The 18,349-nt window shown below is 54.2% G+C and carries 22 protein-coding genes; 10 read left to right on the forward strand and 12 right to left on the reverse strand.

The window, feature by feature from the left end; genetic code table 11:
- Positions 1-39: 39 nt before the first annotated feature.
- From F3J29_RS01305 to amiA, 8 genes are all read right to left on the reverse strand, one after another.
- A complete protein-coding gene (locus F3J29_RS01305) occupies positions 40-318 on the reverse strand; it encodes a BMC domain-containing protein (protein ID WP_166862413.1) in 279 nt (92 codons plus the stop codon).
- A gap of 15 nt (positions 319-333) precedes the next feature.
- Positions 334-618 carry a BMC domain-containing protein gene (locus F3J29_RS01310; protein ID WP_004098238.1) on the reverse strand — a complete coding sequence of 95 codons (285 nt, stop codon included), beginning with the start codon at positions 616-618 and terminating at the stop codon, positions 334-336.
- Positions 619-635: 17 nt separating this feature from the next.
- Positions 636-914, reverse strand: coding sequence for a BMC domain-containing protein (locus F3J29_RS01315; protein WP_004098239.1), 279 nt, complete (start codon positions 912-914; stop codon positions 636-638).
- 405 nt (positions 915-1,319) lie between these two features.
- Entirely contained in the window at positions 1,320-1,838 is a 519-nt protein-coding gene (locus F3J29_RS01320; protein ID WP_166862415.1) for a FidL-like protein, read from the reverse strand.
- Positions 1,835-2,632, reverse strand: a complete 798-nt coding sequence (locus tag F3J29_RS01325) for a winged helix-turn-helix domain-containing protein (RefSeq protein WP_166862417.1) — start codon at positions 2,630-2,632, stop codon at positions 1,835-1,837. Before F3J29_RS01325 ends, F3J29_RS01320 begins: the two co-directional genes overlap by 4 nt.
- 31 nt (positions 2,633-2,663) lie before the next feature.
- Positions 2,664-3,230: a TetR/AcrR family transcriptional regulator gene (locus F3J29_RS01330; RefSeq protein WP_166862419.1), complete on the reverse strand. Its 567-nt coding sequence runs from the start codon at positions 3,228-3,230 to the stop codon at positions 2,664-2,666.
- A gap of 121 nt (positions 3,231-3,351) precedes the next feature.
- On the reverse strand, positions 3,352-4,254 hold the full coding sequence (gene hemF / locus F3J29_RS01335; protein ID WP_166862421.1) for an oxygen-dependent coproporphyrinogen oxidase: 903 nt from the start codon (positions 4,252-4,254) through the stop codon (positions 3,352-3,354).
- Between the two features lie 5 nt (positions 4,255-4,259).
- Positions 4,260-5,132 carry an N-acetylmuramoyl-L-alanine amidase AmiA gene (gene amiA, locus F3J29_RS01340; RefSeq protein ID WP_039295821.1) on the reverse strand — a complete coding sequence of 291 codons (873 nt, stop codon included), beginning with the start codon at positions 5,130-5,132 and terminating at the stop codon, positions 4,260-4,262.
- Between the two features lie 216 nt (positions 5,133-5,348).
- Here amiA and F3J29_RS01345 point away from each other — a divergent pair, with 216 nt between their 5' ends.
- From F3J29_RS01345 to cysM, 9 genes are all read left to right on the forward strand, one after another.
- A complete protein-coding gene (locus F3J29_RS01345; protein WP_008459564.1) occupies positions 5,349-5,774 on the forward strand; it encodes a GNAT family acetyltransferase in 426 nt (141 codons plus the stop codon).
- Between the two features lie 20 nt (positions 5,775-5,794).
- A complete protein-coding gene (locus F3J29_RS01350; protein WP_166862423.1) occupies positions 5,795-6,247 on the forward strand; it encodes a DUF2919 domain-containing protein in 453 nt (150 codons plus the stop codon).
- A gap of 49 nt (positions 6,248-6,296) precedes the next feature.
- Complete coding sequence (locus F3J29_RS01355) at positions 6,297-6,872, forward strand: RpoE-regulated lipoprotein (protein WP_166862424.1); 576 nt, start codon at positions 6,297-6,299, stop codon at positions 6,870-6,872.
- A 130-nt stretch (positions 6,873-7,002) separates the two neighbouring features.
- The gene (locus F3J29_RS01360; protein WP_166862426.1) at positions 7,003-7,902 is read left to right on the forward strand and encodes a Dyp-type peroxidase; all 900 of its coding nucleotides are present in this window, start codon (positions 7,003-7,005) and stop codon (positions 7,900-7,902) included.
- Positions 7,903-8,061: 159 nt separating this feature from the next.
- Positions 8,062-9,078, forward strand: a complete 1,017-nt coding sequence (locus F3J29_RS01365) for a sulfate ABC transporter substrate-binding protein (RefSeq protein ID WP_166862428.1) — start codon at positions 8,062-8,064, stop codon at positions 9,076-9,078.
- A complete protein-coding gene (gene cysT, locus F3J29_RS01370) occupies positions 9,078-9,911 on the forward strand; it encodes a sulfate/thiosulfate ABC transporter permease CysT (protein ID WP_008459572.1) in 834 nt (277 codons plus the stop codon). Before F3J29_RS01365 ends, cysT begins: the two co-directional genes overlap by 1 nt.
- Positions 9,911-10,786: a sulfate/thiosulfate ABC transporter permease CysW gene (gene cysW, locus F3J29_RS01375; protein WP_166862430.1), complete on the forward strand. Its 876-nt coding sequence runs from the start codon at positions 9,911-9,913 to the stop codon at positions 10,784-10,786. Before cysT ends, cysW begins: the two co-directional genes overlap by 1 nt.
- Complete coding sequence (gene cysA / locus F3J29_RS01380; protein ID WP_166862432.1) at positions 10,776-11,861, forward strand: sulfate/thiosulfate ABC transporter ATP-binding protein CysA; 1,086 nt, start codon at positions 10,776-10,778, stop codon at positions 11,859-11,861. Before cysW ends, cysA begins: the two co-directional genes overlap by 11 nt.
- Before the next feature lie 70 nt (positions 11,862-11,931).
- Positions 11,932-12,843: a cysteine synthase CysM gene (gene cysM, locus F3J29_RS01385; protein WP_166862434.1), complete on the forward strand. Its 912-nt coding sequence runs from the start codon at positions 11,932-11,934 to the stop codon at positions 12,841-12,843.
- 52 nt (positions 12,844-12,895) lie between these two features.
- Here the strand turns inward: cysM and F3J29_RS01390 are convergent, their stop codons facing one another.
- Positions 12,896-14,107 (reverse strand): oxalate decarboxylase family bicupin, encoded by a 1,212-nt coding sequence (locus F3J29_RS01390; RefSeq protein ID WP_039305338.1) that lies wholly within the window; start codon positions 14,105-14,107, stop codon positions 12,896-12,898.
- A 446-nt stretch (positions 14,108-14,553) separates the two neighbouring features.
- Between F3J29_RS01390 and pdxK the strand changes: the two genes are divergently transcribed.
- The gene (pdxK, locus tag F3J29_RS01395; protein WP_166862436.1) at positions 14,554-15,405 is read left to right on the forward strand and encodes a pyridoxine/pyridoxal/pyridoxamine kinase; all 852 of its coding nucleotides are present in this window, start codon (positions 14,554-14,556) and stop codon (positions 15,403-15,405) included.
- A gap of 51 nt (positions 15,406-15,456) precedes the next feature.
- On the opposite strand, the gene crr is transcribed toward pdxK, so the two are convergent.
- Genes crr through ptsH form a run of 3 tightly spaced genes read right to left on the reverse strand, consistent with a single transcriptional unit; the run spans position 15,457 to position 18,033 of the window.
- Complete coding sequence (gene crr / locus F3J29_RS01400; protein WP_008459580.1) at positions 15,457-15,960, reverse strand: PTS glucose transporter subunit IIA; 504 nt, start codon at positions 15,958-15,960, stop codon at positions 15,457-15,459.
- Positions 15,961-16,003: 43 nt separating this feature from the next.
- Positions 16,004-17,731, reverse strand: coding sequence for a phosphoenolpyruvate-protein phosphotransferase PtsI (gene ptsI, locus F3J29_RS01405; protein ID WP_045783391.1), 1,728 nt, complete (start codon positions 17,729-17,731; stop codon positions 16,004-16,006).
- Between the two features lie 44 nt (positions 17,732-17,775).
- Positions 17,776-18,033, reverse strand: coding sequence for a phosphocarrier protein Hpr (gene ptsH / locus F3J29_RS01410; RefSeq protein WP_002913505.1), 258 nt, complete (start codon positions 18,031-18,033; stop codon positions 17,776-17,778).
- Positions 18,034-18,349 lie beyond the last annotated feature (316 nt).

An 18,349-nucleotide genomic window follows, 5' to 3' on the forward strand; every position in this document is an offset into this window, starting at 1 on the left:
TCAGACTAAAAGAGTGGAGACGGGGCGCGTCCTGTCAGGTCATGCTTTGTGCTGCGCCGCGATTTTTTCGATGTCGTTATGCGGACGCGCGATGACGCGATAGGTGACGACTTCGCCGATGCGTTTTGCCGCTTCCACGCCTGAATCTACGGCGGCATTCACCGCGCCGACGTCGCCCTTCACCATCGCGGTGACCAGGCCGGAGCCGACGTTTTCATAGCCAATCAGCTCAACGTTAGCGGCTTTGCACATCGCATCCGCCGCTTCAATACAGGCCACCAGACCTTTGGTTTCGATAAGCCCTAGCGCTTCTTTCATCAGGTTTTCCTCCGGTTAATCCATGATTTTGTAATGCGAGACGATTTTGTTGATGTCGTTGTGCGGGCGGGCGATAACCAGAGAAGTCACCACTTCACCGATGCGCTGCGCGGATTCGACGCCGGAATCCACTGCCGCTTTCACCGCGCCGACGTCGCCCTTCACCATTGCGGTGACGAGGCCGGAGCCGACGTTTTCATAGCCAATCAGTTCAACGTTGGCGGCTTTACACATGGCATCCGCCGCTTCGATACAGGCCACCAGACCTTTGGTTTCGATCAGACCTAATGCATCACCCATTTGCGTTCTCCCGGCCATCAGGCCTTGTGTTTAATGACGATTTTGTTGATGTCGTTATGCGGACGAGCGATAACCAGCGAGGTCACCACTTCACCGATGCGCTGCGCGGATTCCACGCCGGAATCTACCGCCGCTTTCACTGCGCCGACGTCGCCCTTCACCATGACGGTCACCAGCCCCGAGCCGATGTTTTCATAGCTAATCAGCTCGACGTTGGCGGCTTTACACATGGCATCTGCGGCTTCAATGCAGGCCACCAGACCTTTGGTTTCGATAAGCCCTAATGCATCACCCATGGTTTCTCCTCCAGAACAGGTTTTGTGATTCGGAAAACCGACCGCGTAACGGCGTCAGGACGCGGATGCGGCGTTCGGAGTTCACTATAGGGAATGGCGAATGAAGTGAAATTTAAATCTACTGACGTGGTATTTTTAGTCTTTTGCTCTGTTATTTAGATTGGTTAAGGCGATTATTTATGCGTTTGTGCTGCGATGGTGGGGGATGTTGAGTGACAATTGTGGCGCTTTTTTGACCATTTAGCCGGAGGCGGATTGATGTTAATAAGTTGCTAATTTATTGCAGAGCGGGAGTGATTTATTCCCATGCTAAGTGTGGGGAAGATCGTGTTTTATCCGGCTGGCTAAATACAAAACGTGCGGTTTTACTAACGGGAAAGCGATGAAGGAAAAGCGGGTGTGAGCTTAGTCAAGTTTACTGCCGGACTTCAGCGTGCAGACGTAGAGCGGTGAGTTGATAGAGCTGAGAAGGACGGCTTTCTCATTGAGCTTCTGTGCGTTCAGGAACAAGCCATCGTGGCTGTCGGACATCTCACGCATAAAGTAGTCGAAAATCACGTCCGGCGACTCATCGATGGACGAGGCGCTGGATTCCCACTTGCTGATGCGATAGTGGCGCTCGGTGGTGGAGATGCGCTTGCTGGTGTAGCTAAATTTGACGTAGCGCTGGAGATAAAGCCAGCCGGCTGCGGAATCGGTGTAGCCTTCGACGACCATCGCCCCTTTTCCGTTGGCGGCAAAGTTGAAATGGATATTGCCGTTAACGTTCTCCTTCTCCATGTTCTCAAAGCGCATAATCGCTTTTGTCGAACAGCTCATTACCCTGCCGTTTTCGACCGGCAGCAGCTTCCAGGCGCAGAACCCGGCGGCGGCAATAAACACCAGGCTGGAGAGGGCGAAAAAGGGGCGCGGGGCGAGTCTCATTGCGGCTTCCATGAATAATAAAAATAGTTATCGCAGTAGCTGAACGGGTTATCTTCATGCATCGCGCAGTGGGCGAGGAACACCCGGCCAAGGCCGTTGGTTTCCAGCCGGTCGCCATAGAAGAAGACGAAGCGTTCGCCGAGTTTGCACTCCAGCTTCAGGCGCTGGCGTACGGCATCAAAATTTTTACCGTAGGCGGATTCGGCAACGGATCGCAGCATCTCATCGCTGGCCAGCAGTTCGCAGTGGCTGTGGGGAATAGGGGTAAGGCTGATGGGACGAAGTTTTTCTTTTCCCACCAGCGTCAGAGCCAGCAGGAGAAGGGCTATCAGCAAAAGGGCCGCGCTGGCCATATACCAGCATATTCCGTTTTGATGCGTACCAAAGGAAGAGACGATCTGTTCGGGAGGGTGGGGCGGGGCTTCAGCAGGCTGGCTTTCCTGGGTTATAGGGGCGGGATCGGGGTCAATCTTCTCGATACGGAGGTCTGGATTGAGCTGCAGGTTACCGCGGGAAATAGTAAGAATGGCATGCTCAATGTCATAGCACCGTAGCGTTTTACGCAGCATGCTCAAATACTGGTTCAGGTTGGCATTGGATGATGTTAAGCCATTATCATCCCAGACTTTTTTAAGCACTTCTTCACGGCTAACTACCCCCGTGTGGTGCAGGAAAAACGACAGCAGGGCATTTGTCGTTGTGGAAAGCTGTGCCTCAGGCGATGTGCCACACGGCAGCGTCAGAGTGCCGTCGGCAGAATTGTAAATCACGCAGGCATTGATGTTGTAACGCATCCTTTGATTCCCGTTCCACAGCCTTATGTATTTACACCGGAAACGTCATAGCGCTGAGGCTACAAACCAACGCCAGTCGGTGCTCCGGGCTCATGGTTTTCCCTTCCGTTAGCTCTGAAAGCCAGAGTCCATCCGCCGCATAACGAACCAATGTTCCGGTGGGACCGTTATCCAGTGCATCGCCTTCTTGCAGGTGATTCAGGATCCAGTCACGCCAGCACCGTCGTAGTACCGGTTCATCCGGCATCGCGAGGGAGAGCACCATGAGCTGACGGCTTTCATCGGTATCCGTCAGCGAAGACAGGTAGTTCAGGTAGGCGCGGGTAAAACGCCCGTAAGTTATTCTGTCGGCGTGCATCAACCCTGAGATTGCATCTTCCATAATGGCAAGAAGGCGCTCAAAGAGAGCAAAGATAAGCGCTTGTTTACTAGGGAAATGATACAGCAGTCCCCCTTTACTTACACCTGCCTCCCGGGCGACTGCATTCAGGGATAGCGCGGCAATACCGTCTCGTCCTGCAATTTTGGCCGCGGACTCGAGCAATTGTTGCTGAAGAAGGATGGGATTTTTTTTACGATGAAGGGCTTCTGTATTCATGGGGGAACCATACCGTCTGGTCGGTATGGTTCATGTTGATCGCGATCAACGCTGGCGGGCAGCGTCTCTCTATTGTCCTAAGAGTGCGTATCGCCTCACATTTCGTCGCCCTGCCCGGAGATTAAATCCAGTCTGTGATTTTTATGAACTCGCTCAGCGCAGCCTCCGGGCTGCCTTCTTCAGGCTGATAGTCATACTCCCAGCGCACCAGCGGCGGCATCGACATTAAAATCGATTCGGTGCGCCCGCCGGTTTGCAGGCCAAACAGCGTGCCGCGATCCCACACCAGGTTGAACTCAACGTAGCGCCCACGGCGATACAGCTGGAAGTCACGTTCGCGCTCGCCGAAGGGGTGATCCTTGCGGCGTTCAACAATCGGCAGATAAGCGTCCAGGAATCCCTGTCCGACGGCCTGAATAAAGCGGAAGCCGTAGTCAAAGTCTGGCTTGTTCAGATCGTCGAAGAACAGCCCGCCGATACCGCGCTGCTCGTTGCGGTGTCTGATAAAGAAGTAGTCATCGCACCACTTTTTATAACGCGGGAATACGTCATCACCAAACGGCTGGCACAGGTCACGCGCCGTACGGTGCCAGTGAACCGCATCTTCTTCGAAGCCGTAGTAAGGCGTTAAGTCGAAGCCGCCGCCAAACCACCAGACCGGATCGGCGCCAGGTTTTTCGGCAATAAAGAAACGCACGTTGGCGTGGCTGGTCGGCACATAAGGGTTGTTCGGGTGCACCACCAGCGAAACGCCCATCGCCTGAAAACTTCTGCCCGCCAGTTCCGGGCGGTGGGCCGTGGCCGATGCCGGCATGGCGTCGCCGTGAACGTGAGAAAAGTTAACGCCAGCCTGTTCAAACACCGCGCCGCCGCGTAAAACCCGACTGCGCCCGCCGCCGCCGCCTTCTCGTTGCCAGTTGTCTTCCTGGAAGACGGCGCCATCAAGGGCGGAAAGCTGCTGGCATATCGTATCCTGCAGGGAGAGCAGGAACTGTTTTACGGCGTGGATATCGGGCTCAGTCATAAAAATTAACGCTTCTTACCGTGGACTTTATGGTTATCAAACCAGTTGAAATAGCTCATTACACCGGAGGCAATGGCGGTGGCAATCTTCTGGCGGAAGGCGGTCGTGCCGAGCAGCTTTTCTTCGCCCGGGTTGGTGATAAACGACGTTTCAACCAGCACGGACGGAATGGACGGCGACTTCAGGACCACGAAGGCTGCCTGTTCCGTGTTGCGGCTGTGCAGCTTATGCACCGGCTTTATCTGTTTCAGAATATGCGAGCCGAGCGTCAGGCTGTTTTTAATCGTATCGGTCTGCACCAAATCAAACAGCACCTGCTGCAGGTAGTGATCTTTATCTTTAACTTTGCTGCCTGCTACGTCATCGGCGGCGTTCTCTCTGTCAGAAAGATATTTCGCCATGGCGCTACTTGCGCCGCGATTGGACAGGGCGAATACCGAAGCGCCTGCGGCGGTGGGGCTGGTGAAGCCATCCGCGTGAATCGACATAAACAGATCTGCGCCGTGCTGGTGGGCGATTTCAACGCGATCGTACAGCGGAATAAATTCGTCCGTGGTGCGGGTCAGCCTGGCGTCGATCCCGTTACTGCGCAGGATGCTGCGCACGTTTTTGGCAATGGCCAGAACCACGTGTTTTTCCTTCGACCCGTTGTGGCCAATGGCACCGGTATCAATCCCACCGTGGCCCGGGTCGAGCATAACAATACGCTTTGCCCCGGATTTTTTAGCCACTTTACTGTGGGAATTGGTGGTTTTCAGCGATTTGGCTTCTTCCTTTGCCAGCGCTTTGTTCATACCGGTTAACGTCAACGCTGCTAAACCCGTGAGCAGGACCTGGCGGCGCGTCGTAAGTTGCGTTAGCGATTTAATTTTGCTCATGCGGATGAATTATTTATCTTATGGAGTCCAGATGGGAAGTTATAACGTATCGGCAGCATGCAAACGACACTCTGGCGTCAGAAATGTATATCCATTCGTTTCATTTCGTGACTGGCTGGCGATTATGCCATTTTTTTCGCACTTTTGCGGCAGTTATTGGCTTAACGGACGGTTAACGCCATAATCAACCTTTTACGGTTTAAGGTGGCTAATACCATGGAAATTCGCGTTTTTCGCCAGGAAGATTTCGAAGAGGTCATTACCCTTTGGGAGCGCTGCGATTTACTGCGCCCATGGAATGATCCGGAAATGGACATTGAACGTAAGCTGCATCACGATGCGGACCTGTTTTTAGTCGCTGAAGTGGGCGGTGAAATCGTCGGTTCGTTGATGGGCGGGTATGACGGTCATCGGGGATCGGCCTATTACCTGGGCGTGCACCCGGAGTTTCGCGGCCGCGGTATTGCGAACGCCTTGCTGAACCGGTTGGAAAAAAAACTGATTGCCCGCGGCTGTCCGAAGATCCACATCATGGTGCGCGAAGAGAACGATCTGGTTATCGGGCTCTATGAAAAGCTCGATTACGAGCATCAGGACACCATTTTGCTCGGCAAACGGCTGATAGAAGATCAGGAATATTAATTTTTAAATGTGTCTATGCCATGTATTTGCCAGCTGATTATGATTCGCAGGGCAACTTAAAAGCACCGCTGCTGTTCTGGGCGGTGTTGTTGTTACAGGCTCGTACCTGGGTTTTGCTGGTGCTGGCGGGAGCTTCTCGTCAGCAGGGCGATGCGCTGCTGGGTCTGTTTTATCCCGATCGCGATAACTTCTGGCTGGGGCTGATCCCCGGTATTCCGGCTGCGCTGGCCTTTTTGCTCAGCGGACGTCGCCACCTTTGGCCCCGGTTCTGGCGGGCGTTTCGCTGGATATTGATTGCCGCCCAGGTTGGGCTGCTGGCGTGGCAACTGGCGCTGCTGGCCGGGGATGAAACGCTGACCGGTACCACAATTGTTTTACTGATGGTCGATCTGTTCGCGCTTTGGTGGCTGCTGGCTAACCGCCGGCTGCGGGATTACTTCGCCCTGAAAAACGAGTTAAGCGGCACTTTTTGACGTCCCCGTACTCCAAAGGCCGTTACCATTTTTTGAAAAGGAATGACCAATGAAATCTCTGCGCCTGATGATGCTAGGCCTGCCGCTGGTTCTGAGCGGGTGTTCCACGCTGTCCTCCGTTAACTGGTCTGCGGCTTATCCGTGGAACTGGTTTGGCTCTTCCATTGAGGTGAGCGAGCAGGGCGTGGGGAAACTGACTTCAGCCACCGCGATGGATGAGAAGGCCGTGAGTGAAGGGTTGAATGACAATTATCGTCTGCGCAGCGGCATGAAAACTGAAAACGGCACCATCGTGCGCTACTTTGAGGCGATGAAAGACAAAGACGTTAAGCTGGTGGTGAACGGCGAAAAAGGCACCGTGAGTCGCGTAGATGTGATGGATGCTGACATCAAAACCGCCAGCGGCGTGAAAATCGGCACGCCTTTCAGCGATCTGTATCAGAAAGCGTTTGGGGTCTGCGAAAAAGCGACCGGCGACGATGCGGCAGGCGTTCTCTGCCAGGCGCCGAACAGCCAGCACATCAGCTATCTGTTTACAGGCGAGTGGCACGGGCCGGAAGGATTGATGCCGTCGGATGATACGCTGAAGAAATGGACGCTTAACAAAATTATCTGGCGTCGATAAAATTTGCGCCGGGTTTGCGCCGTCGCAAGTCGGCGTGAATAAATCAGGTTAGAATAGCCCGATAAATGCCTCCGTTCGGAGTCATCATAGTTATGTGCCACCTTTGGTGGCATTTTTTTCAGGAGGAATCATGTCTCGGGTTCAAAGCGGCATTCTGCCGGAACATTGTCGTGCCGCCGTTTGGCTGGAAGCTTCTGTCCAGGGCGACTTCAGCGCGCTGAGCGCAGGGTGCAAAACCTTTATTGAAGCGTTGAATGCTTTCCAGGAACAATTCCCTGACGCGATGCTGGGAGCGACCGTTGGCTTCGGGCACGATCTGTGGCGCGACCTTAGCAAAGGCGAAAGTGCCGCAGAGCTGAAAAACTTTACGCCACTGGGCAAAGGTCTGGCGCCCGCAACCCAGCACGATGTGATGATCCACATTCTTTCTCTGCGCCATGACGTAAACTTCTCCGTGGCTCAGGCCGCGCTGGCCGCGTTCGGCGATGCGCTGAAAATTGAAGAAGAGATTCACGGTTTCCGCTGGGTAGAAGAGCGCGATCTTAGCGGCTTCGTTGATGGAACAGAAAACCCGCAGGGCGAAGAGAATCGTCGCCAGGTGGCGGTGATCAACGAAGGCGTGGATGCCGGCGGCAGCTACGTGCTGGTTCAGCGCTGGGAGCATAATCTCAAGCAGCTTAACCGCCTGAGCGTGCACGACCAGGAGATGATCTTCGGCCGTACCAAACAGGAAAACGAAGAGATCGACGGCGACGCGCGGCCAGCCACGTCTCACCTGAGCCGGGTCGATCTGAAAGAAGACGGTAAGGGGCTGAAAATTGTGCGTCAGAGCCTGCCTTACGGCACCGCCAGCGGCGTGCACGGTCTCTATTTCATCGCCTATTGTGCGCGTTTGCATAACATTGAGCAGCAGTTGCTGAGTATGTTTGGCGACGCTGACGGCAAGCGTGACGGTATGCTGCGCTTCACTAAGCCGGTGACCGGCGGCTACTATTTTGCCCCATCGCTCGATAAATTACTGAGCCTGTAATCCCCCTCCGGCGTGGCCTTTGCTACGCCGCTTTCTTATATCCCTTTCTTCTTGTAAATCGCCAAACGGTATATAAAAGCGTTACAGCTTTATCGCTCGTTATAAATACACTGACTGTCATGACATTTATGGCATTCATCACATTTATAAGGGCGAAGCATGGCAATCAGGTCAGTTAAAAAAGTATGGAACGCGCTCGCTGTCTCTTTGCTGCTGGCAGGCTCTGCCCATGCAACAGAGCTGCTGAATAGCTCTTATGATGTGTCCCGCGAGCTGTTTGCCGCGCTTAACCCGCCGTTTGAAAAACAGTGGGCGCAGGAGAATAACGGCGACAAGCTGACGATAAAACAATCTCATGCCGGGTCATCAAAACAGGCGCTGGCCATTTTGCAGGGCTTAAAAGCTGACGTTGTAACTTATAACCAGGTGACCGATGTGCAGATCCTGCACGACAAAGGCAACCTGATCCCGGCGGACTGGCAGAGCCGCCTGGGGAACAACAGCTCGCCTTTCTACTCCACCATGGCTTTCCTGGTGCGCAAGGGCAACCCAAAGAACATCCACGACTGGAGCGATCTTGTGCGCCCGGACGTGAAGCTTATTTTCCCGAATCCAAAAACCTCCGGCAACGCTCGCTATACCTATCTGGCAGCCTGGGGTGCGGCAGACAAAGCTGACGGCGGCGATAAAGCCAAAACCGAGCAGTTCATGACGCAATTCCTGAAAAACGTCGAAGTGTTTGATACCGGCGGCCGCGGGGCGACAACCTCCTTTGTCGAGCGTGGCCTGGGCGACGTACTGATCTCTTTCGAGTCAGAAGTGAATAACATTCGCAATCAGTACGCCAAAGACGGTTATGAAGTCGTAGTGCCGAAGGTCAACATTCTGGCCGAGTTCCCGGTTGCCTGGGTGGATAAAAACGTGAAGGCCAACGGGACGGAGAAGGCGGCGAAAGCCTACCTGAACTATCTCTATAGCCCACAGGCACAGACGATCATTACGGATTACTACTACCGCGTGAATAACCCGCAGGTAATGGACAAGCTGAAAGATAAATTCCCACAGACCGAGCTGTTCCGCGTGGAAGAAGCGTTCGGCGGTTGGCCTGCAGTGATGAAAACGCATTTTGCCACCGGCGGGGAGCTGGACAAGCTGTTAGCGGCGGGGCGTAGTTGATGTTTGCCAGCCGTTCAAAACGCGTATTGCCGGGCTTTACGCTAAGCCTCGGCACCAGCCTGCTGTTTGTTTGCCTGATCCTGCTGCTGCCGCTGAGCGCGCTGGTGATGCAGCTGGCACAAATGTCGTTCTCCCAGTACTGGGACGTGATTACCAATCCCCAAGTGGTCGCGGCGTATAAAGTCACGCTGCTTTCCGCCGCGCTGGCCTCGGTGTTTAACGGCGTGTTTGGCCTGTTAATGGCGTGGATCCTGACGCGTTACCAGTTTCCGGGGCGCAGCCTGCTAGATGCGCTGATGGATTTACCCTTTGCGCTGCCCACCGCGGTGGCGGGTTTAACCCTCGCCGGGCTGTTTTCCGTGAACGGCTGGTACGGTGAGTGGCTGGCGCAGTTTGGCATTAAGGTGACTTACACCTGGCTGGGTATTGCCGTCGCGATGGCGTTTACCAGCATTCCGTTTGTGGTGCGCACCGTTCAGCCCGTGCTGGAAGAATTGGGGCCAGAGTACGAGGAAGCCGCTGAAACGCTCGGCGCGACTCGCTGGCAGAGTTTCCGCCGCGTAGTGCTGCCGGAGCTTTCTCCGGCACTGATGGCGGGCGTGGCGCTCTCCTTCACCCGCAGCCTGGGGGAGTTTGGCGCGGTTATCTTCATCGCCGGGAACATCGCCTGGAAGACGGAAGTCACCTCGCTGATGATCTTCGTGCGCCTGCAGGAGTTTGATTACCCGGCGGCCAGCGCCATTGCGTCAGTGATTCTGGCGGCGTCGCTGCTGCTGCTGTTCACCATTAACACGTTGCAGAGTCGCTTTGGTCGACGCGTGGTAGGTCACTGATGACGGACATCACTGCTTTGAAAAACCATACCCGCTCCCGCATCAACTGGGGAAAATGGGCGCTGATCGCTATCGGCGTGCTGGTCTCTTTCCTGATTCTGGTGGTGCCGGTCGCTTCTATCTTTGTAGAAGCCTTTTCCAAAGGGCTGATGCCCGCGCTGCAAAATATCGCTAACCCGGACATGCTGCACGCCATCTGGCTGACGGTGATGATTGCGCTGATTACCGTGCCGGTAAACCTGGTGTTCGGCACGCTGCTGGCCTGGCTGGTGACGCGTTTTAACTTCCCTGGCCGCCAATTGTTGCTGACGCTGCTGGATATCCCATTTGCCGTTTCCCCGGTGGTTGCTGGCCTGGTTTACCTGCTGTTTTATGGTTCTAACGGCCCGCTGGCGGGGTTCCTGGATGCCCACAACCTGCAAATCATGTTTGCCTGGCCGGGCATGGTGCTGGTGACTATCTTCGTCACCTGCCCGTTTGTGGTGCGTGAGCTGGTGCCGGTGATGCTAAGCCAGGGCAGTCAGGAAGATGAAGCCGCGATTTTACTGGGCGCTTCCGGCTGGCAGATGTTCCGCCGCGTGACGCTGCCCAATATTCGCTGGGCGCTGCTTTATGGCGTGGTGCTGACCAACGCCCGCGCTATCGGTGAGTTTGGCGCGGTATCGGTGGTGTCCGGTTCGATTCGCGGCGAGACGTTCTCGCTGCCGTTACAGATTGAGTTGCTGCAGCAGGATTACAACACCGTGGGTTCGTTTACCGCCGCCGCGTTGTTGACCCTGATGGCAGTCCTGACCCTGTTCTTAAAGAGTGCGGTGCAGTGGCGTCTGAATAATCAGGAAAAACGCCTGAAGCAGGAGGAAAATCATGAGCATTGATATTGCCAATATTAAGAAGTCATTTGGACGCACCCAGGTGCTGAACGATATCTCGCTGGATATCCCCTCTGGTCAGATGGTGGCGCTGCTTGGTCCGTCCGGCTCGGGTAAAACTACGCTGCTGCGTATTATTGCCGGGCTGGAGCACCAGAACAGCGGTCGCATCAGCTTCCACGGCACCGACGTCAGCCGGATGCATGCCCGCGATCGCAAAGTCGGCTTTGTGTTTCAGCACTATGCGCTGTTCCGCCATATGTCGGTATTCGACAATATCGCCTTTGGCTTAACGGTGCTGCCGCGTCGCGAACGGCCTTCCGCCGCGGCGATCAAACAGAAAGTGACGAAACTGCTGGAAATGGTGCAGCTTTCCCATCTGGCCGACCGCTACCCGGCGCAGTTGTCCGGCGGACAGAAGCAGCGCGTTGCCCTGGCGCGTGCGCTGGCCGTGGAGCCGCAAATCCTGCTGCTGGATGAACCGTTTGGCGCTCTGGACGCACAGGTTCGTAAAGAGCTGCGCCGCTGGCTGCGCGAGCTGCACGAAGAGTTAAAGTTCACCAGCGTGTTTGTGACGCACGATCAGGAAGAAGCGATGGAAGTTGCCGACCGCGTGGTGGTGATGAGCCAGGGCAATATCGAGCAGGTCGATACGCCTGAGCAGGTCTGGCGTGAGCCCGCGACCCGCTTTGTGCTTGAGTTCCTCGGCGAGGTTAACCGCATGAAGGGCGTGATCCGCGGGAGCCAGTTCCACGTCGGCGCGCATCGCTGGCCGCTGGGGTTCACGCCGGCCTATCAGGGTGACGTTGATTTGTTCTTACGCCCGTGGGAAGTGGACGTCAGCCGCCGCACGAATCTTGATTCACCGCTGCCGGTGCAAGTGCTGGAAGTCAGCCCGCGCGGGCATTACATGCAGTTAGTCGTACAGCCGCTGGGCTGGTATGACGAACCGCTGACGGTGGTTTTGAAAGAGCAGCAGATTCCGCAGCGCGGAGAGCGTCTGTTTGTGGGATTACAAAACGCGCGCCTGTACGAAGGAGCCAACCGTATTCAGGGTGTAGACCTGGCGCAGTCTGCCTGATAATTTACCCCAACAGGACACGCACCAGCGGCCCACCGAGGCCGCTTTTTCATTTATTGCGGGCAGGCAAGTGATCACTTTAGAAAGCACAATTGGCAATACTCCTCTGGTCCGGCTGCAGCGCAGCGGGCTGACAAACGGCAGCGAAATCTGGGTGAAACTCGAGGGCAACAACCCTGCAGGTTCGGTAAAAGATCGCGCGGCGCTGTCGATGATTGTTCAGGCGGAAAAGCGTGGGGAAATTCAACCCGGCGATACGCTGATTGAGGCAACCAGCGGCAATACCGGCATTGCGCTGGCGATGATCGCTGCGCTCAAAGGCTACCGTATTAAGCTGCTGATGCCGGACAACATGAGCATGGAGCGCAAGGCGGCGATGCAGGCTTACGGCGCGGAGCTGATTCTGGTCAGCAAAGCTCAGGGCATGGAAGGCGCGCGCGAGCTGGCTCAGCAAATGGCCGACCGCGGCGAAGGTCAAATTCTCGACCAGTTTAATAATCCGGATAACCCGCTGGCGCATTACACGACGACCGGGCCAGAGATCTGGCGACAGACCGAAGGACGAATCACGCATTTTGTCTCCAGCATGGGCACGACGGGCACGATTACAGGCGTGAGTCGCTTTATGCGTGAGCAAAGCAAGCCGGTGAAAATTGTCGGACTGCAGCCGGAAGAGGGCAGCAGCATTCCGGGTATCCGCCGCTGGCCAGAAGAGTGGTTGCCGAAAATTTTCAACCCGACGCTGGTGGATGAAGTCATCGACATGGCACAGACGGAAGCCGAGCAGACGATGCGCCGCCTGGCGATGGAAGAGGGAATTTTCTGCGGCGTAAGCTCTGGCGGGGCGGTGGCAGGCGCCTTGCGCGTAGCCAAAGCAAATCCGGGGGCCGTAGTGGTGGCGATTATTTGCGACAGGGGCGATCGCTATCTTTCTACCGGCGTATTCGGTGAGGAGAGCTACGTTCAGGGCGCGGGGATCTGACGCTGTAAGCCAGGAAAAGGTCGCCTGAGGCGATCTTTTCCTGAGAGCAGGCTTACTTCACAACCGGGTTTTTATGCAGGTTCAATGCCTTCATAAAGGTATCATCAAGCTGTAAATGCTGTTTAACCAGCTCAGGCGGCGTGCTGGCCAACCACTGGTTGAGGGAAATATCCGCGTAATAGTCACTTTTAAACAGTTCAAGGAAGCGCAGGGTCGTGGTGCCGGTATTCTCAATATAGTGCCCCATCGCAAAGGGAACGTAGCCGACATCCCCGGCGCGGTAATCAAAGGTTCTGGCCTGGCCCGAAGAGGCGAAAACGCCCATTCTGCCTTCCCCTTCAAGATAGTACTGCCATTCATCGTTATTTGGGTGCCAGTGAAGTTCTCTCAGCCCGCCGGGCTCTATTTCCACCAGTGCTGCCGCAATAGTTTTCGACACCGGGAAATTAGATGAATCCGTTATTCTGACGGTGCCCCCAGGAGCTTTGATGGGATCCTGCGCCAGCATATGGTGGGTGAAATTAATCTCTGATTTAGCCGCGCCATTAATACTGTCTGAGGCAAGGCTGCCGGGCACGGTACCCGCGAAAATATATTCATCGGCAGGTGAAGGCAGTTTAGAAAATGTGGAAACCGGCACCTGGAAGTTTTTCGCTAATATTTCTGGGGGAATATGTTTAAACCAGTCAGATAACAGGAACGTACTGTCTTCATCAAATCCGCCGTCGTCGAAGGCCAAAAGAAATTCACAGCCGTCAGGCCCGATACCTTGAATAGAGTGAGGAATGCCCGGCGGGAAATACCATAAATCACCGACGCCGATATCATCCACAAACCAGCCGCCTTTTGCATCGAAGGCCGTTACCCGCGCATTGCCGTAGGTCATGTAGGCCCATTCACCCTCTTTGTGCCAGTGAAGTTCGCGGATGCCTCCGGCATTAAGGCGCATATCCACCCCGGCGATGGTGGTTGAAATCCCCAGCTCGCGTTTGGTCACCTGCCTTGTCCAGCCGCCGGTGCCTTTTCTGACATGGGCGTCGCTGAAGGAGTAACGCAGGTTTGGCAGCGTGCCGCTGTCGGTCGCAGGCGGGTTAACAATGTCAGGGTTTTCAGCTTCCCGGATGGGATCGTGGGGGCCGGGATCCCGCACGCTTGCCGGGTAGGATTTTACTTTGTCATCGTGGGCATGGGCCTGCCCGGCTGCTAATACGACGGTACCGCCTGCGGCAAAGGCCATGAAGCTTCTTCTGGATATATCTTTCATATAATAGCTTCCTTATTTCATGCAGAGTGAGGTTTATTCTCCGGAGGGAATTTTTGTTATAGGTGAACTTATGAAATTTCACCTTGTAAAATTGTAAGGCAGGCAGATCTCTATAATGTAAAAAGAGGTGGGTGAAGATACATTATCCAGAGATGATGAAGATGTCGTTGATGAAATGTTTACGTGAGTATTATTAATCGCCAGGTATCCAGCACTAATCGGTAATAATGTTTTGTTCATCATTCAGGTGATATATCTTCAAAATATTACGAAGGAAATAAAATATTACTTTTGTCATTGATTCGATAAATATGAATGATGGCAGAGGCATATCAGCTATTGCCGGAATAAAGAGGTTGTTCTTCTCGTGGTTGTGCCGCCCAGGTCTGGCTATAATGGCCGCTTCGCAATTCAGACCTTCGCTGTCTGGCGGGCAAGGGGAAAATATGAGTCAGGATAACGATATACAGTCTGTACTGTTTCACGATGCAGGCCGGGCGCTGCAGGCCGATATTGTGGCGGTGCAATCTCAGGTTGTTTATGGCAGCGTCGGGAACAGTATCGCGGTTCCGGCGATTCAGCAGCATGGCTGGCGGGTCATGGCGGTGCCAACGGTGTTATTCAGCAACACGCCGCATTACGATACGTTTTATGGCGGGGTGATCCCGGCGGACTGGTTTAGCGGTTATCTGCGCGCGCTGGAAGAACGGGATGCGCTGCGTGAACTGAAGGCCGTGACAACGGGTTACATGGGCAGTGCTGAACAAATCCATCTGCTGGCGGAGTGGCTGCGCCAAAGACGCAACAGCCATCCTGAACTGTTGATACTTGTCGACCCGGTAATGGGGGACACCGACAGCGGTGTTTACGTCAAGGCGGGTATTCCTGAAGCTTATCGCACGGCGCTGTTGCCCCATGCGCAGGGGATCACGCCGAATCTCTTTGAATTGCATATTCTGACCGGGATGCCCTGCGATACGCTTGAGCAGGCGGCGATCGCGGCCAGAAGCCTTCTTTCTGAAACGCTGCGCTGGGTGGTGATAACCAGCGCGCCGGGGAACAGTGCGGATACGATTTCCGTGGTGACCGTAACCGCGCATGACGTTGATGTGACCAGCCATGCGCGTGTGGTAACCGACCTGAAAGGCACCGGGGATTTATTCTGCGCCGAGCTGGTAAGCCGAATGCTGGAAGGTAAAGCAGTGGCGGTTGCCGCAGGAGAAGCTGCGCACCGGGTGTTTGACGTGATGACCTGGACTCAGGGACAGCGCTCAGATGAGCTGATTCTACCTCGCTGAATCGCAGCCAATAAAAAAGGCACCAGAGGTGCCTTTTTTTCTGCATGAATCTTACTTCTTGATGCGGATAACCGGGGTTTCGCCCACGGTCACGCTACCCGTCAGTTTGATCAGCTCTTTGATTTCGTCCATGTTGGAGATAACAACCGGGGTCAGGGTAGACTTGGCTTTCTCTTCCAGCAGCGGCAGGTCGAACTCAATAACCACGTCGCCTTTCTTCACGCGCTGGCCTTCTTCAGCGATGCGCTTGAAGCCTTCGCCTTTCAGCTCAACGGTGTCGATACCAAAGTGAACGAACAGCTCAATGCCGCTATCGGATTCGATAGAGAAGGCATGGTTGGTTTCAAAGATTTTACCGATGGTGCCGTCAACTGGAGCAACCATTTTGTTGCCAGTTGGTTTGATAGCAATTCCATCACCAACGATTTTTTCGGCAAACACGACATCCGGCACGTCTTCAATGTTAACAATTTCGCCAGACAGTGGAGCAACGATCTCAATGGTTCCGGTGTCGCTATTGCCTTTGTCACCGAACAGTTTACTAAATAACCCCATTAGCCTTCTCTCCTAAGCAGTAATTTGGGCAGCATCTCGTGAATTAGCAGATTGTTTTTTCTTCAATGAACTTGTTAACCAGCGTCATTAACTCGTCCGTTGTCGGTTGAGCAAGAGCCTGCTCTGCTAACACTTTCGCATCTTCGAAGTTCGTGTTACGAATAATCTTCTTGATACGTGGGATAGAAATGGCGCTCATACTGAATTCGTCCAGGCCCATCCCAAGCAACAGAAGTGTAGCACGTTCGTCACCCGCAAGCTCACCACACATACCGGTCCATTTACCTTCTGCATGAGAAGCATCAATAACTTGCTTAATCAGAGTCAGTACGGACGGTGACATCGGCTGGTAAAGATGTGAAATCATATCATTACCGCGGTCAACTGCCAGGGTGTACTGAGTTAGATCGTTGGTGCCGATGCTGAAGAAGTCGACTTCTTTGGCCAAGTGACGAGCAATCGTCGCGGCCGCAGGGGTTTCGACCATCACGCCGATTTCGATAGATTCATCGAACGCTTTGCCTTCGTCACGCAGTTCCTGCTTGAAGATCTCAATCTCTTTTCTCAGTGCGCGCACTTCTTCAACAGAGATGATCATCGGGAACATAATGCGCAGCTTGCCAAAAGCAGAGGCGCGCAGGATGGCGCGAACCTGGTCACGCAGGATCTCTTTGCGATCCATGGCGATACGAATAGCACGCCAGCCCAGGAACGGGTTCTCTTCTTTAGGGAAGTTCATGTACGGCAGCTCTTTGTCGCCGCCGATGTCCATGGTACGGACGATAACCGCCTGAGAGCCACAGGCTTCAGCCACGGCTTTGTACGCGGCAAACTGCTCTTCTTCGGTTGGCAGTGAGTCGCGGTCCATGAACAGGAATTCGGTACGATACAGACCAACACCTTCTGCGCCGTTACGCTCAGCACCGTCGATGTCACGCACGGTACCAATGTTGGCACACACTTCGACCTGGTGGCCGTCGAGGGTGATAGCTGGCAGGTCTTTCAGCTTAGCCAGCTCTGCTTTCTCAGAGGCAACCTGCTGCTGAACGGCGCGCAGCTCTTCGATCTGCTCGTTGGTTGGGTTAACGTAAACTTTGTTGTTAACCGCGTCGAGAATCAGATAGTCGTCGTTTTTCACGTCGGAGGTGACGCTACCGGTGCCCACAATCGCTGGCAGCTCAAGGGAACGCGCCATGATGGAGGTGTGGGAGGTACGCCCACCGATGTCGGTGATGAAACCCAGCACCTTTTTCAGGTTCAGCTGTGCGGTTTCGGACGGGGTCAGATCTTTGGCAACCAGGATAACTTCATCCTTGATTGCGCTTAAATCGATAATGTTCAGGCCGAGAATGTTCTGCAGCAGGCGTTTACCGATGTCACGCACGTCAGCCGCACGTTCTTTCAGGTATTCGTCATCCAGCTCTTCCAGAGCCGTTGCCTGGCCTTCAATCACTTCGTAGGCCGCAGCGTCTGCGGTGACCAGCTTGTCTTTGATAAGGGCTATGATTTCCTGCTCGAGCTCTTCGTCTTCCAGCAACATAATGTGGCCTTCGAAGATAGCTTCCTTTTCTTCACCGAAGGTCTCGCCAGCTTTAATTTTGATCGCTTCTAACTGCTCGGATGCTTTGGCGCGCCCGCTGAGGAAACGTTCAACTTCCTGCTCAACTTTGTCGGCAGAAATTTTCTTCCGGTCGATGACAATTTCATCTTCTTTCAGCAAAAGTGCCTTGCCGAAAGCGATACCCGGGGATGCTAAAATGCCTGAAATCATAACCCTACCTTACTTGTGACTGATATTTACGAAGAACCCAGAACTTACTCGAGTTCAGCCATCAGTTTTACTAAATGCTCAACGGCTTTCTGCTCATCTTCACCTTCGGCGGAGAGCGTCACTACGGTACCCTGAGTCAGGCCCAGAGTTTGCAGTTTGAACAGGCTCTTAGCGCTGGCGCTTTTGCCGTTGGAAGTCACAGTGATTTCGGAAGTGAAGCCTTTAGCTTCTTTAACAAACTGAGCAGCAGGGCGGGTATGCAGACCGTTCGGAGCGGTAATAGTTACTTCTTGCTGGAACATTGTATTTCCCCAACTTATAGGTTTAGTGTTGTGGAACTAAAGTCTAGCCTGGCGGCTACACTTTAGCCTGTATCGTTAGCGCTATCGTCAAAGGGACGAGGCACCGGATGCATGGGAACCGTGAAAAAAACGCCAACAGCGTTTCACAGATTCTTCATCATTATGCCGTGAAAAGCAGACAGGCACCAAATCGTTAAATCGATTCAGCAGGCGCATCTCACAGCCTGATTAATTTCGCGCATCAAAATAATTGCTGGTTAAATACCAGACCTGCGGGGGTAAGCGCAATGCCGATGAGGGTGAAAGTTTGATGCAG

Origin of the sequence: Enterobacter sp. Cy-643 (assembly GCF_011752815.1) — a bacterium.
Lineage (GTDB): Bacteria > Pseudomonadota > Gammaproteobacteria > Enterobacterales > Enterobacteriaceae > Cedecea.

Bases quoted from the DNA above. Each gene is read 5' to 3' on its own strand.
- F3J29_RS01345 (WP_008459564.1), top strand. From the start codon at position 5,349: ATGGAAATTCGCGTTTTTCGCCAGGAAGATTTCGAAGAGGTCATTACC.
- F3J29_RS01320 (WP_166862415.1), bottom strand. From the start codon at position 1,838: ATGAGACTCGCCCCGCGCCCCTTTTTCGCCCTCTCCAGCCTGGTGTTT.
- cysT (WP_008459572.1), top strand. From the start codon at position 9,078: ATGTTTGCCAGCCGTTCAAAACGCGTATTGCCGGGCTTTACGCTAAGC.
- hemF (WP_166862421.1), bottom strand. From the start codon at position 4,254: ATGACTGAGCCCGATATCCACGCCGTAAAACAGTTCCTGCTCTCCCTG.
- F3J29_RS01355 (WP_166862424.1), top strand. From the start codon at position 6,297: ATGAAATCTCTGCGCCTGATGATGCTAGGCCTGCCGCTGGTTCTGAGC.
- F3J29_RS01360 (WP_166862426.1), top strand. From the start codon at position 7,003: ATGTCTCGGGTTCAAAGCGGCATTCTGCCGGAACATTGTCGTGCCGCC.
- ptsH (WP_002913505.1), bottom strand. From the start codon at position 18,033: ATGTTCCAGCAAGAAGTAACTATTACCGCTCCGAACGGTCTGCATACC.
- F3J29_RS01310 (WP_004098238.1), bottom strand. From the start codon at position 618: ATGGGTGATGCATTAGGTCTGATCGAAACCAAAGGTCTGGTGGCCTGT.
- F3J29_RS01365 (WP_166862428.1), top strand. From the start codon at position 8,062: ATGGCAATCAGGTCAGTTAAAAAAGTATGGAACGCGCTCGCTGTCTCT.
- pdxK (WP_166862436.1), top strand. From the start codon at position 14,554: ATGAGTCAGGATAACGATATACAGTCTGTACTGTTTCACGATGCAGGC.
- F3J29_RS01305 (WP_166862413.1), bottom strand. From the start codon at position 318: ATGAAAGAAGCGCTAGGGCTTATCGAAACCAAAGGTCTGGTGGCCTGT.
- F3J29_RS01330 (WP_166862419.1), bottom strand. From the start codon at position 3,230: ATGAATACAGAAGCCCTTCATCGTAAAAAAAATCCCATCCTTCTTCAG.
- F3J29_RS01390 (WP_039305338.1), bottom strand. From the start codon at position 14,107: ATGAAAGATATATCCAGAAGAAGCTTCATGGCCTTTGCCGCAGGCGGT.
- F3J29_RS01315 (WP_004098239.1), bottom strand. From the start codon at position 914: ATGGGTGATGCATTAGGGCTTATCGAAACCAAAGGTCTGGTGGCCTGC.
- F3J29_RS01350 (WP_166862423.1), top strand. From the start codon at position 5,795: ATGTATTTGCCAGCTGATTATGATTCGCAGGGCAACTTAAAAGCACCG.
- amiA (WP_039295821.1), bottom strand. From the start codon at position 5,132: ATGAGCAAAATTAAATCGCTAACGCAACTTACGACGCGCCGCCAGGTC.
- crr (WP_008459580.1), bottom strand. From the start codon at position 15,960: ATGGGGTTATTTAGTAAACTGTTCGGTGACAAAGGCAATAGCGACACC.
- ptsI (WP_045783391.1), bottom strand. From the start codon at position 17,731: ATGATTTCAGGCATTTTAGCATCCCCGGGTATCGCTTTCGGCAAGGCA.
- cysA (WP_166862432.1), top strand. From the start codon at position 10,776: ATGAGCATTGATATTGCCAATATTAAGAAGTCATTTGGACGCACCCAG.
- F3J29_RS01325 (WP_166862417.1), bottom strand. From the start codon at position 2,632: ATGCGTTACAACATCAATGCCTGCGTGATTTACAATTCTGCCGACGGC.
- cysW (WP_166862430.1), top strand. From the start codon at position 9,911: ATGACGGACATCACTGCTTTGAAAAACCATACCCGCTCCCGCATCAAC.